The organism is Geobacter benzoatilyticus, assembly GCF_017338855.1.
GTDB classification, from domain to species: domain Bacteria; phylum Desulfobacterota; class Desulfuromonadia; order Geobacterales; family Geobacteraceae; genus Geobacter; species Geobacter benzoatilyticus.
Map to the genome: position 1 here is coordinate 3,442,886 of NZ_CP071382.1, position 12,728 is coordinate 3,455,613.

12 protein-coding genes are annotated in these 12,728 nt (G+C 57.6%); 8 read left to right on the top strand and 4 right to left on the bottom strand.

The genetic code is table 11. The features are described from left to right. Positions 1–249: 249 nt before the first annotated feature. The 4 genes from eno to JZM60_RS16005 all read left to right on the top strand — a co-directional run bounded on the left by eno (position 250) and on the right by JZM60_RS16005 (position 4,893). Entirely contained in the window at positions 250–1,539 is a 1,290-nt protein-coding gene (gene eno / locus JZM60_RS15990) for a phosphopyruvate hydratase (protein ID WP_207163387.1), read from the top strand. A gap of 136 nt (positions 1,540–1,675) precedes the next feature. After that, positions 1,676–3,127 (top strand): nicotinate phosphoribosyltransferase, encoded by a 1,452-nt coding sequence (locus tag JZM60_RS15995; RefSeq protein WP_207163388.1) that lies wholly within the window; start codon positions 1,676–1,678, stop codon positions 3,125–3,127. After that, positions 3,127–3,726 carry a nicotinamidase gene (locus tag JZM60_RS16000; protein ID WP_207163389.1) on the top strand — a complete coding sequence of 200 codons (600 nt, stop codon included), beginning with the start codon at positions 3,127–3,129 and terminating at the stop codon, positions 3,724–3,726. Before JZM60_RS15995 ends, JZM60_RS16000 begins: the two co-directional genes overlap by 1 nt. Positions 3,727–3,825: 99 nt before the next feature. After that, a complete protein-coding gene (locus JZM60_RS16005) occupies positions 3,826–4,893 on the top strand; it encodes a 3-deoxy-7-phosphoheptulonate synthase (protein WP_207163390.1) in 1,068 nt (355 codons plus the stop codon). 62 nt (positions 4,894–4,955) lie between these two features. Here JZM60_RS16005 and JZM60_RS16010 read toward each other — a convergent pair whose 3' ends face one another. Continuing rightward, on the bottom strand, positions 4,956–5,516 hold the full coding sequence (locus JZM60_RS16010) for a thermonuclease family protein (protein WP_207163391.1): 561 nt from the start codon (positions 5,514–5,516) through the stop codon (positions 4,956–4,958). A gap of 93 nt (positions 5,517–5,609) precedes the next feature. Further along, the gene (gene serA, locus JZM60_RS16015) at positions 5,610–7,220 is read right to left on the bottom strand and encodes a phosphoglycerate dehydrogenase (RefSeq protein ID WP_207163392.1); all 1,611 of its coding nucleotides are present in this window, start codon (positions 7,218–7,220) and stop codon (positions 5,610–5,612) included. 170 nt (positions 7,221–7,390) lie between these two features. On the opposite strand from serA, the gene JZM60_RS16020 reads away from it, so the two are divergent. Together JZM60_RS16020 and JZM60_RS16025 are read left to right on the top strand one after the other, a co-directional pair. Further along, the gene (locus tag JZM60_RS16020; protein ID WP_207163393.1) at positions 7,391–7,894 is read left to right on the top strand and encodes a tRNA (cytidine(34)-2'-O)-methyltransferase; all 504 of its coding nucleotides are present in this window, start codon (positions 7,391–7,393) and stop codon (positions 7,892–7,894) included. A gap of 1 nt (position 7,895) precedes the next feature. Next, positions 7,896–8,282: an HsmA family protein gene (locus JZM60_RS16025; RefSeq protein ID WP_207165641.1), complete on the top strand. Its 387-nt coding sequence runs from the start codon at positions 7,896–7,898 to the stop codon at positions 8,280–8,282. Between the two features lie 69 nt (positions 8,283–8,351). Here JZM60_RS16025 and JZM60_RS16030 read toward each other — a convergent pair whose 3' ends face one another. Continuing rightward, positions 8,352–9,635 carry a class II fructose-bisphosphate aldolase gene (locus tag JZM60_RS16030; protein ID WP_207163394.1) on the bottom strand — a complete coding sequence of 428 codons (1,284 nt, stop codon included), beginning with the start codon at positions 9,633–9,635 and terminating at the stop codon, positions 8,352–8,354. Positions 9,636–10,076: 441 nt separating this feature from the next. On the opposite strand from JZM60_RS16030, the gene mnmH reads away from it, so the two are divergent. Next, complete coding sequence (gene mnmH / locus JZM60_RS16035; protein WP_207163395.1) at positions 10,077–11,111, top strand: tRNA 2-selenouridine(34) synthase MnmH; 1,035 nt, start codon at positions 10,077–10,079, stop codon at positions 11,109–11,111. A gap of 34 nt (positions 11,112–11,145) precedes the next feature. Here the strand turns inward: mnmH and JZM60_RS16040 are convergent, their stop codons facing one another. Continuing rightward, positions 11,146–11,997, bottom strand: a complete 852-nt coding sequence (locus tag JZM60_RS16040; RefSeq protein WP_207163396.1) for a rhomboid family intramembrane serine protease — start codon at positions 11,995–11,997, stop codon at positions 11,146–11,148. A 533-nt stretch (positions 11,998–12,530) separates the two neighbouring features. On the opposite strand from JZM60_RS16040, the gene JZM60_RS16045 reads away from it, so the two are divergent. Then, positions 12,531–12,686 carry a hypothetical protein gene (locus tag JZM60_RS16045; RefSeq protein WP_207163397.1) on the top strand — a complete coding sequence of 52 codons (156 nt, stop codon included), beginning with the start codon at positions 12,531–12,533 and terminating at the stop codon, positions 12,684–12,686. Positions 12,687–12,728 lie beyond the last annotated feature (42 nt).

Sequence of the window (12,728 nt, forward strand, 5' to 3'; positions counted from 1 at the left end):
GTATAGTACCTGTTGGGCACAAAGGTGCCGTGACAGTTGCATGAAAAATTCAAGAGTTCAGAGATTAATACTATATCGTCCTGCTTGTGCACATGTCAACTCCGATGACAAGCACTTAACGCATGAAAGGCAAATCACCAGGAGCATCAGATTAAAAATGTTCCCTTCCAATACAGCATCTGATATACCTTCAATGTTTTGTCCGAGGTCGGAAGACCTTCACCATACATTCTTTGCAAGGGGGCCAGAATGAGCGAAATTACTGATGTCTACGCGCGAGAGATACTTGATTCCCGCGGGAACCCGACCCTGGAGGTTGAAGTATTTCTTGAGTCCGGTGTCATGGGAAGAGCTGCGGTGCCTTCCGGCGCGTCAACCGGCGAGCGGGAGGCCCTGGAACTGCGCGACGGAGACAAGTCCCGCTACCTGGGCAAAGGAGTCCTCAAAGCGGTCGACAACGTCAACAACATCATCGCCGAGCAGATTATCGGCATGGAATCCACCGACCAGATCGGGATTGACCAGAGAATGCTGGATCTGGACGGCACCGAGTACAAGAGCAACCTGGGAGCCAATGCAATCCTCGGCGTCTCCCTGGCTGTAGCAAAAGCTGCCGCCGAAGAGCTCGGGCTCCCCCTCTATCAGTACATCGGCGGGTGCAACTCCAAAGAGCTCCCGCTCCCGATGATGAACATCCTGAACGGCGGCGCCCACGCCGATAACAACGTGGATATCCAGGAATTCATGATCATGCCGGCCGGCGCCAAATCCTTCGCCGAAGCACTGCGCATGGGCGCCGAAATCTTCCACGCCCTGAAGGGGGTCCTGAAGGGCAAAGGCTACAATACCGCCGTTGGTGACGAAGGAGGCTTCGCTCCGAACCTGAAATCCAACGAAGAAGCGCTGGAAGTCATCATGGAGGCAATCCAGAAGGCCGGCTACAAGCCGGGCGAGGAAGTGCTCCTGGCTCTGGACGTTGCATCATCCGAACTCTTCCAGGACGGTGTCTACACCCTGGAAAACGAGGCGGAACCCAAGAAGACCTCAGCCCAGATGGTTGATTTCTACGAGAACCTGGTAAACAAGTTTCCGATCATCTCCATCGAGGACGGCATGGCCGAAAACGACTGGGACGGCTGGAAGCTCATGACCGACCGGCTGGGCAAGCGGATCCAGATTGTCGGCGACGACCTCTTCGTCACCAACCCGCGGATCCTGAAGGAGGGCATTCAGAAAGGGATCGCCAACTCCATCCTGATCAAGCTGAACCAGATCGGCTCCCTCACCGAGACCCTCGATGCCATCGAAATGGCCAAGCGGGCCGGCTACACCTGCGTAATCTCCCACCGCTCGGGAGAGACCGAGGACACCACCCTGGCCGATCTCTCGGTGGCAGTGAACGCCGGACAAATCAAAACCGGCTCCCTCTGCCGCACCGACCGGGTCGCCAAGTACAACCAGCTTTTGCGCATCGAAGACGAGCTTGACACCACCGCCATCTTCCGCGGCAAGGATGTCTTCTACAATATCCGCAAGTAGTCGCGGGGAAATCAACAGACCAGTAACGAAAGGCGGGAGCTATCCCGCCTTTCGCGCATCCGCCCCCCTCTGTTACGGTTAACGCCGGGCAAGATTGTGCTATACTTCATCTCCATCCCAAGACAGGAGATATGCCATGCGCTATTCGCCGCTTCTAACCGACCTATATCAATTAACCATGCTGGCGGGCTACCTGGAAGAAGGGATGGCCGAGGAGCCGGCGGTATTCGATCTCTTTTTCCGCCATAACCCGTTCCAGGGGGGCTACGCCGTCTTTGCCGGCCTTGAAACCGCTCTCTCCTTTCTCGAAAGCATCAATTTCACCGAAGACGAACTTGAATATCTGCAGGGGCTGGGGATGTTCCGCCCCCGCTTCATCGACTTTCTCCGCTCATTCCGCTTCCGGGGAAAGGTGACTGCTGCGCCGGAGGGGACGGTGGTTTTTGCCAACGAGCCCCTGGTGACTGTTGAAGCCCCCCTCGCCCAAGCCCAGCTGGTGGAAACGGCACTGCTGAACATAATCAATTTCCAGACCCTCGTTGCCACGAAAGCGGCCCGGATCGTCAATGCTGCGGCAGGCGGGACGGTGCTCGAATTCGGACTGCGCCGCGCCCAGGGGCCTGACGGGGGAGTAAGTGAAGCACGCGCCGCCTACGTGGGCGGGGTAAAAAGCACGAGCAACGTACTGGCAGGCAAACTCTTCGGCATTCCGGTAAAGGGGACCCACGCCCACAGCTGGATCATGGCCTTCCCCGACGAGCTTGCCGCTTTCCGTGCCTATGCCGAGGTATTCCCAGACACCTGCATTCTCCTCGTGGACACCTACGACACCCTCAAGAGCGGGATTCCGAACGCCATCACCGTTGCCCGGGAATTGCGCGCCAAGGGGTACGAGCTTGCCGGGGTCAGGATCGATTCGGGAGACCTGGCCTACCTCTCCCGGGAGGCGCGCCGGATGTTCGACGAAGCGGGCTTCCCCAGCGCTAAGATCGTCGCCTCCAACGAGCTTGACGAATTCGTCATCGAATCGATGCGCGGGGAGGGAAGCCGGGTCGATATCTATGGCGTGGGTACCCGGCTGGCCACATGTGCCGGCGACGGCGGAGGCGCCTTGGGGGGTGTCTATAAACTTGTCCGCATCGGCGACCGGCCGAAGCTGAAAGTGACCAGCGACATCGCGAAGGCGACCCTCCCCGACCGCAAGCGACTCCTAAGGGCAGTGAGCCCCGACGGTTCATTCGTCCTGGACGTAATCTGCCTCCACGACGAAGTTATTTCTCCCGGCGACACGGTGTTCGATCCGCTCAATCCCCTGCAATCCGTAACAATCCCCCTGAATGCCCGTTTCGAGGAGGTCCGCAGCGTTGTAATGGAAGGCGGGGCGCGAACGTCAGCTCACCAGCCATCCCTCGACGATATGGCCGACCGGAGCAGTGAGCAGCTATCCCGTCTTCCGCAGGGATGCCTGCGCTTCATCAATCCCCACAAGTACAAGGTTTCCATCAGCAGTGGCTTGAACAATTTGCGATTGCGGCTCATGGACGAGGTCCAGCAGGGATACAGGAAACTTCAGCCTGGAGGAAATTGATGAAGACAGCATCGGCCCTCCTGATAATCGATGTCCAGAACGATTTTTGTCCCGGCGGTAGCCTTCCTGTCCGTGAAGGCGATCGGGTCGTACCGGTGCTCAACCGCTACATCGAACTTTTCAGGGAGTGGAAACTCCCCGTATTTGCCTCCCGCGACTGGCATCCGGCCATAACATCCCACTTCCGTGATTTCGGCGGCATCTGGCCGGCGCACTGCGTTCAGGGGAGCGAGGGGGCCCGGTTCCACCGGGACCTGGCACTCCCCGAAGAAACCATCGTCATCTCCAAGGGACTAGATCCGAACCGGGATGACTATTCGGCATTCCAGGCAGCTACGGAAAGCGGAATGCCTTTCCCTGCCCAACTCGAAGCAATGGCGGTAAGAAAACTCTACGTCGGAGGCCTGGCGACCGACTACTGTGTCAAGGCGTCGGTGCTGGACGGGGTGCGGCACGGGCTGGAAATGATACTGCTCGAAGATGCGGTAAGGGGCGTAGACCTCAACCCCGGCGATTCTGCAAAAGCAATTGAAGAAATGGTCCGGGCTGGTGCGGTATTGATGAACTTCAGCAAAATGCGGGCAGATGACCGTCCTTAGGCGCAGAAGAGTGAATACATACCTTTTGACAATTGCGAGTGAACGCGCTAAAGTGGCTTAGTTAAGCAATACCCATGAAATTAAAGGACAATTCCGACAATGTCAAAGACAAGCAACCTTAAAATTACCAGCATAACGCCGATCATCGCCCCCGCCGACCTGCGCCAGGTTTTCCCCCAGTCGCTGGAAACCGCCGAATTCGTTAACGCAAGCAGGGCCCAAATAAAGAATATTCTTAAGGGAAAAGACAACCGCCTTATGGTTGTGGTCGGCCCCTGTTCGATTCACGACCCGAAGGCCGCGCTGGATTACGCGGGACGCCTTGCGCGGCTTGCCGCCGAGCTCTCCGACCAGCTCTTCATCGTCATGCGGGTCTATTTTGAAAAACCCCGCACCACCATCGGCTGGAAAGGGCTCATCAATGACCCCGACATGAATCACACCCACCAGATATCCAAGGGGCTCGGCATCGCACGCAGGCTTCTGGATGAAGTCAGCAACATGCTTCTGCCGGTGGCCTGCGAGATGCTCGACACCATCACGCCTGAATACCTGGCAGACTACATCTCCTGGGGGGCAATCGGGGCACGGACCACTGAAAGCCAATCGCATCGGGAAATGGCAAGCGGCCTGTCATTCCCCATCGGTTTCAAAAACGGTACCGACGGCAATCTCCAGATCGCCATCGACGCCATGAATGCTGCGCTCCACTCCCACTGTTTCCTCGGAATCAACCGGGACGGAAAAACCTCCATCATCCAGACCACCGGCAACCCGGACCTGCATATTGTACTGAGAGGCGGGAAAAAACCCAATTACTCCCCTGAAGATATCGCCAGGACAGAAGAAATGATGGAAAAGGGCGGGCTCTTCCCGACAATCATGGTGGACTGCAGCCATGGGAACTCTGAAAAGCGCCACGAGAAGCAACCCGAAGTGCTTGACAGCGTCATTGACCAGATCGAGGCGGGCAACCGCTCCATCTCCGGTGTCATGATCGAGAGTTTTATCGAAGAGGGGAACCAGGCCATCCCCAAGGACCTGTCGCAGCTTCGCTATGGCGTTTCCACCACTGACAAGTGCATTGACTGGAATACGACCGAGGAAATTCTCCGCAAAGCCCATGACCGGCTTAGACGGTGCAAAGGAAGACAACTCCACGCATGATCCGCTTCGGCCGATAAAACGCAAAGAGCCCCGATTGATTCGGGGCTCTTTGCGTTGAAGCATCATTTGCCGTTAACCCGGAGTTGACTGCGGAATTCCCAGGGGGGCAACGGATTCCGGTCCCGCCACAATCCACGGCGCTCCTGCCTGGCTTCCTTCTCCGCCTCAAGATAGGCCGAGGCGTAGGGACCGCGCAAATGCCGGACATAGGCCCAGGCATAACCTCTTCGAACCATCTCGCGATTCAGATCCACCCCTTCGAGCAGGATTATGCCGACCTTCCGGCGGTAGCTCTGCTCTCCGGTCAGTTCCACCACCACTTCCCGACTCAACACAAGTTTGCGCAGCGCTGCAGCCGCCGCCATTCCATACGGCTGCCCAGGAATCTCTTTCTTCCGGGTTTCAGGGGCATCAATGCCGTACAATCGGCAATTATACCCTTTCCGCTTGCCCACAGGCGTGATTACCACCGTATCCCCATCCCACACCCGAGTGACCCTGCCGTACTCAGCCACAGTGTCGAAACGGCCGGGGGCATCCGCCGACGCGGCGCGCCCCCCAACCGGGACGAGCAGCAGTCCAGCCAGAAGCGATACCGCAGCCAACCCGATGCATTTCACCATATTCCCTCCTTCGAGACGCGAAAGGCCGGCCTCCCAACGAGACCGGCCCCATAAACACAGCAAATTCCTCACTGCAAAATCAAAGTCGTATTCTCACTCACGGTCGGACTTGGCACCCGGCATGTAAATCGGCTTGATGAACGCGGCATCCGTAGCTTTGCGAACCTCCTCAAGAACCACGGGAGGTACCGCGGAATCAAGGGAAAGGATAACCATCGCCTCACCACGCTTCTCCCGGCGACCCAGATTCATGGAAGCGATGTTTATATCGTGGCCCCCCATGATCGTACCGATTTTCCCTATCATGCCGGGGCGATCGCTATAGGTAAGTATGAGCATATGCTCGGAGGGTGCGAAGTCCACCTGGTAGTCGCGCAGCTTCACGATGCGGGGAGCCCCCTCGAAGAGGGTTCCCGCCACGCTCCGTCTCTCCCCTTTTCCCTCGATGGTGAGGGTTATCATATTGGAGAACGAAGGGGACTGGGTCGACTTGTTCTCTTCCACGGTGATTCCCATCTGGTCGGCGATGAGCGTTGCGTTCACCATATTCACATCCTGCTCCACCTTGCGGTTGAGAATCGATGAGAGACCGCAGACGCTCAGGGGGGTGCAGTCATAGTGCGCAATGTTGCCGGCGTAGGAGAAGGTCACGGTATCGATGTTGGCGTCCGCAAGCTGTATGACCAGATCGCTCATGACACTTATGAGGTTCAGGAACGGCCGCATCTGGTCCATGAGAGCCAGGTCGAAACGCGGGATGTTCACGGCGTTTTCCAGGGGGAGATCGTCCAGGTAGTTGAGAATTTCCTTGGAAACGTCCACTGCCACGTTAACCTGGGCTTCAAAGGTGTTGGCGCCAAGGTGAGGGGTAACCACCACGCGATCATGGCCGATGAGATTTTTCAACACGTCGGTGTTGGGCGGTTCTTTGCTGAAGACGTCAACGGCGGCGCCGGTGATTTTACCCGATTCCAGATACTTCAGGAGCGCTTCCTCTTCGATGATCCCACCCCGGGCAGCATTCACGAGGATAACCCCATCCTTCATCATGGCCAGCTCGCGCTCGCCTATCATGTGGCGGGTTTCATCGTTCAGGGGAGTGTGAACAGTGATAATGTCGCAGTTCTGATAGATCTCGTCGTGGGAAACGAGTTTTACCCCCAGATCATGGGCACGTTTCACGGCGATGTAGGGGTCGCAGGCAAGGACTTCGCATTCGAAAGCCTTGAGCCTGGTGGCCACCCGTCCCCCAACCTTGCCGAGGCCGATGACGCCGGCGGTCTTACCCTTGAGCTCATAGCCGGTAAAGGGAGCGCGTTTCCACTCACCGCTCTTGAGGCTTGAGTTTGCTTTGGTCACGTTGCGGCAGAAAGAGAGGAGCAGCGCCATGGCATGTTCTGCCGCGCTGTTGGTGTTGCCGAAAGGAGCGTTCACCACTATAACGCCGCGGGAACTTGCATAGTCCACATCCACGTTATCTATGCCGACTCCGGCACGGGCTATGATTCTAAGCTTCGAGCCCGCATCGAGCAGTTCCTTGTCCACGGTGGTGCCGCTGCGGGTGATGATGGCGTCGTAGTCGCCGATGAGCGCCAGCAACTCCTCCCTCTTGAGGCCAAGTTTGACCTCTATCTCCACGCGTGGGTCTTGAGCAAGAAGTGCCAACCCTTCCTGAGCCACCTCGTCGGTAACGATGATTTTCATTGCTGCTCCCTTTTCAATGAAATATGGTGCGGATGTCCGTGATAATCCTGACGGGCAGAAAGTACTTTGCGAGGCCGCAAAGAAGCGCTAATAATAGACCCGTCAACCGCAAAATGCAAGACCGGCAACCACTGCCCCGCGTATACAAGGAACTGCCCCAAGGGAATCACATGCCTCAAAACATACCATTTCACATAGTCCTGATCGAGCCGGAAATCCCGCCCAACACCGGAAATATCGCCCGCCTCTGCGGCGCCACAGGCACCGTGCTCCACCTTGTGGGAAAGCTCGGTTTTTCCACCGACGACCGTCAACTGAAGCGTGCGGGGCTCGACTACTGGAGCGAAGTGGATATCCACTACTGGGATAATCTGGACGCCCTCAAACGGGCCTATCCGGACGGACGTTTCATCTACACGAGCAAGAAAGCGGCGCGCCCCCATGTTAAAGCGGAGTTCCGCAACGGAGACTTCATCGTTTTCGGTAAAGAAACGGTAGGGCTGCCGGAGGAGCTGATCCGGGCCAACTGGGAGAACACCGTGCGCATACCCATCTTCGGGAAGGTGCGGAGCCTCAACCTCTCCACGGCGGCAGGAATAGTTCTCTATGAGGCGCTGCGGCAGACAGGCCGACTTGAAGATCCGGAACCTGGTGCCGACGAGAGGGACTCCTGACATGCTGGCCCAAGGGATCATCTCCATGAGCCTTGCCCTCGCCTTCTACACCTACGCGGTCTTCAGCGGCAGGCGGGAGGGGCTCCACCGCAAGCACCTCATCGTGTTCGGCATCGGACTCCTCTTCGACTACCTGGGCACACACCAGATGAGCCTCTACGCCAGGGCCTACGGCAAGGCCCCCGAGTGGCACAATCTTACCGGCATCCTGTCGTTGGCAGGGATGGCGTTCCACTTCCTGCTGGCATTGGCAGCCTCCCTCATGAGTCGGGCCGAAAGCATCAACCGTACCTTTCACCGGGTAAGCCTCACCATCTATACACTCTGGTGCATCGCCTTCGCCAGCGGCGCACTTGCCGGGATGCTCAAACTCTCGGGCCGTTCCTGACCCATTTCCCTGCCTCCCAAAAGAAAAGGGGGCTTTCGCCCCCAATTCCCACTCTCTATCGTTCCATGCCTAGTCGTCAAAATTCCCTTCGGGTCCCTTGTCACCGGCAATCGTCTTTGCCCGCTCGATGATCTGCTCCTTCGTCCAGTGGGCCGGGTCCTCGATGAGACTCCCCTTCGGGCCCACATTGTAGGAACCGGCCTTGAGGATAGCCTCGATGGCCAGGGGAGCCGTGTCTTTGGCATTGAAGACTTCGGTCATCATCTTGTAGGCAAAGTCCTCGACCCGCTTCGCCATCCGGTCGCGAATCTCCTTGGGCTGGGCCAGGAGCTTGTTCTCGAAGGGAAGGTTCAGGTTCTTGTAGTCCCCCTTCTTCCACCCCTTCGACTCGGCGTAGGCCACTATCTCGGCCCAGAGTTCCTCGGTCATCCCCTCGCCCTTCACCTTGATGAAATTGCCGTCGGCATCCAGCTGGGCGTTGCCGTAGTCGTTCACCTCAAGGCCCCAGGAGATCATCTGGAGGGCGGTGGCCACGTTGGCCTTGGTGGTGGCGGTCTGGTTGGCGATCTCGCGCAGCCGCTCGGAACTGTTGCCGGAGGTGCCGTGCTGGGCGCCGTTCACCTTGTAGGGTTCCAATGCCTTGTGGATGCCTGCGGTGAGTTCCACCTGGATACCGGCTGCGGATGCCTCCAGGCCGTGGGTGGTGCCGTTGTTGAGGGCGATCCAGTCGGGATAGATCTCGTGGGCATTGAGCCCCTGGATCAGGAACTTCGCCTCGTCCACCGTGGAGAGGCCCTGGTTCCCCTTGATCTCGCCCACTTCGGTCTCAAGCCCTGCCCACGCCGGGATGTAAGAATTTATGTCCAGGTTGGCCAGCAGGTTCTGGTCATCGGGGAGATGGGAGGCATCAATGGCGATGGAGGTAATCCCCGCCTCGAACATGGTGGGGATCTCCACCTTGGCGGCGGCGAGGTCCTTGTCGTTCTTGATGCCATAGTGATCGGCATGAATGGCAACCGGCACGGTGATGCCGAGTTCGTTGCAGAGTGCGTCCACAATGCGGGCCATATTCCAGTAGTTGACCGCACAGTAGGCTTTCTGGCCCCCTTCCGACTTGGCTATTTCGATGATAACCGGGCAATTCGCCCGTTGAGCCGCCATGAGGGCGCCCCGGATCACAAAGTAGTTGCGGCCGTTTGCGGCCATGGCAATGGCTTTCCCCTTGGCGAGCATAGCCCGGTCCACCACCTTGCCGCTCACGATGAGGGCTTTGGAGTTGGGAAACAGCTGCCGGATGGTAGGGGGACGGCCCACTTGCAGGGCCTTTTCGAAATCTGCGGAGTAAGGTGCCATTCATATCCTCCTTCAGTTTTATTGAAATTTTTTCGGCAGACAAAAATCAGCATCTTATAGCATGTTAACCCGCACTAAATCAAGGAATAATCTACGTTTCCCGCCCTTTTCGCCCCTCTGCACACCCGAGAACAGCAGCCGGTTTTTCTGCTTTGGATGAATGAACCAGAGCCCCCCAGCGCCCGGCTCGGTTACGAGATCGGCACGGGAAATGGGGAGGCCCCCCTCTAACAACGGCAGACATCGCACTTCCCGGCGGGAAAGCCACGTTGCTGATGGCTCCCCTCGCTGCTTTTTGCCCGGGAGACCCCGAACGAAAAATCGATAAAATCTTGAGGAAGCGGCCTGTCGCGCACGTTTCAGGAAGTCATGCCCGGAACCGCGCCCTTGCCAAAGCAGACCCTTCGCCGGTATAATGGCATGCTTTGCAAGGAGATTTCAGTGACCAGAACCGTTTCATTCCATGAATCACTTCTCGACACCCATCTTATAGTCGATGCCCGAACCCCCCTCGAATTCGAGGAGGACCATATCCCCGGCGCCATCAACGTACCGCTGCTCACCAACGAGGAGCGGGTTGAGATCGGCACCCTCTACAAGCGGACCGGCCCCATGGAGGCAAGACGCCGCGGGCTTGAACTGACCGCTCACCGTTTCCCTGCCATGGTGGAGGAAATCGCCGCAGCCGCTGAGGGCCGCCCCATTCTCGTTTACTGCTGGCGCGGAGGACTCCGCAGCAAGACCATAACCACGATTCTCGACCTGACCGGTTTTGACGCCGTCCAGCTTTTGGGGGGATACAAGGCGTTTCGCAACATGGTAACGGAGTACTTCGAGCCGTTTCACCCCCCCGCCCCCCTGGTGGTGCTCCACGGCATGACCGGAGTCGGGAAGACCACCTTCCTCCTTCAGCTCTCCGAAGCGGGGCACTCGGTCATCGACCTGGAAGGGCTCGCCTGCCACCGGGGCTCGGCCTTCGGTTCCCTGGGCCTTTGCCAGGAACTCACCCAGAAACGGTTTGAAACCCTTCTTTGGGATGTATTCAGGAAATTGCCGGCAGACAGGCCGATCCTCCTGGAGGGGGAAAGCAAGCGGATAGGGAGAATCAACCTGCCGGGCAATCTTTACGAGGTCATGCGGGAGAGCGTGAAAGTGTGGTGTAACGCCTCGGTGGCAACACGGGTGGATCGCCTCATCGAGGAATACGGGCTCCCCGAATACCGCCAGGGAATGGCAGAGGCGCTGGAGCGTATCCGCAAAAAACTGGGGGGTGAAAAGTACGAGGAAATCTTGGGATTTCTGGAGCGGTGGGAAATGAATCCCTTCATGGAGGGGCTCATCCGGCACTATTACGACAAGCTTTACTACAAAACGAGGGAGTGGACCGAGGACGCCGCCGTATCCCTTGAAGACTTCGGCACCGGCCGCCGGGAGCTGGAAGAGTTTCTCGGTTCCCGGCAATGGATGTCAGGGTGACACGCCGCCGGTGGATGGCGGCAGTCTCGCCCACTCAATGAAAATGTCCACCTGACAGTGTGAAAAACGCAGACAGAAGCCCCAGGGCAAGCGCGGCGACAGACGCCAGAATGCACCCCAAGGCCAGGAACTTGTGAAACAGGTTCTCGGCTCGGCGCTCCCGATAGCCGAGGAGGAACCCCAGAATAATCCCCCCCACGACGCCGCCGCCATGGCCCCAGTTATTGATCCCCGGCACGACAAGACCAAACAGGAAAAGCCCCACTACCCATCCCCATACTTCCTTGAAAACCGCCTGCCCGTAAAGGCCCCCCCTGCTCTTTCCGTAATAGAGAAGCGACCCGATGAGCCCACAAAGGGCCGCCGAAGCCCCAATGGTATAGCCGACCCCCGCGAAGTACGACAGCACGTAGCCGGCAACGCCGCCAAGGGTGTAAATGGTAAGCATCCGCCATGTGCCGTACTCCTGGGCCACCAGCGGCAGAAGCTGGCGCAGGGCCATCATATTGAAGAGTATGTGGAGAACTCCACCGTGGAGATAGTTGGCGGTGAGCAGCGTCCAGAATCGCCCGTAGCGGTCGATGGGAACGACACCGGTGGCCCCGAGGACAAAAAGGCTGCTCTGGTCGGGGGAAAGGGCGGAGAAGAGCCCACCGCTCCCCTGAGGGCGGTTGCTGATCAGCAGCGACACCACATACATAACCACATTAACCGTAATGATTATGGTGACAAGCCGATCGGCGCTCCCCACGCTCCGGGTCAAGGGATTGTTCTTCAACCACGAACCGGGGCGTGCCGTGCCGCACCACGGGCAGGAAGGCTCGTCGCGGCTGATGAGCTTGTTGCAGTTGGGGCAGAGAATCGAGCGGCGCTCGGGAGTTGACATTGAATAACCTCACGATAATGAATGGTAGCGTCCATCCTAACCCGGAGTGGCTTCAGACGCAAGAAGCCTCGCCGGCAGCAAAAATAACAAAGAATTTTGGAGGTCAGGAACCGGCTACGGACGGGCGTTTACGGGGCAGGCTTTTTGACAGCCAAGACCAGAAATATTATACTATATACAAAAGAACTGATCTTTGACAACCGGAGTGCTTCGTGAAGCAACGCGCAAGACGCTGTGAAATTCCATCTGCCAGGAGCGTAAAACCTCTTGAAAAAGGGGAAAGGGATCGGCCACCAGCCGCCACGGTCCCGCAAAGAGCGTGTCGGCAAGGTCCGTGAGCTTTTCACCGACTGATAGGAATAAAGTGCCTCGACGAAGCACCGCATCTTTCAGATCCCTGGAAGCATTTCCGGGGATTTTTTATTGTCATCCCTGGCCCGAGGGGACTCCTGGTTGACAGTGGGAACAACAAGAGTTTATATTTGGCAGGCCGTTAACGGCATCAAATATTTCCCGCAGAGGAGGATATCAACATGCTCTACTTCGTGAAAGAAAAGACCGTCCACACCTTTCCCGTGTCGAAAAGATGCAACGCTAAGCGTGAGCAGGAGCAACTGCGCGACACCATCCCCCACAATAACGAGAAGTGCCCTTACTGCATGAACAACTGGCCCGGCGAAGAGAAATAACCCTATTCACCACCGCTTCACAAATTACATCGCCACGAAAAA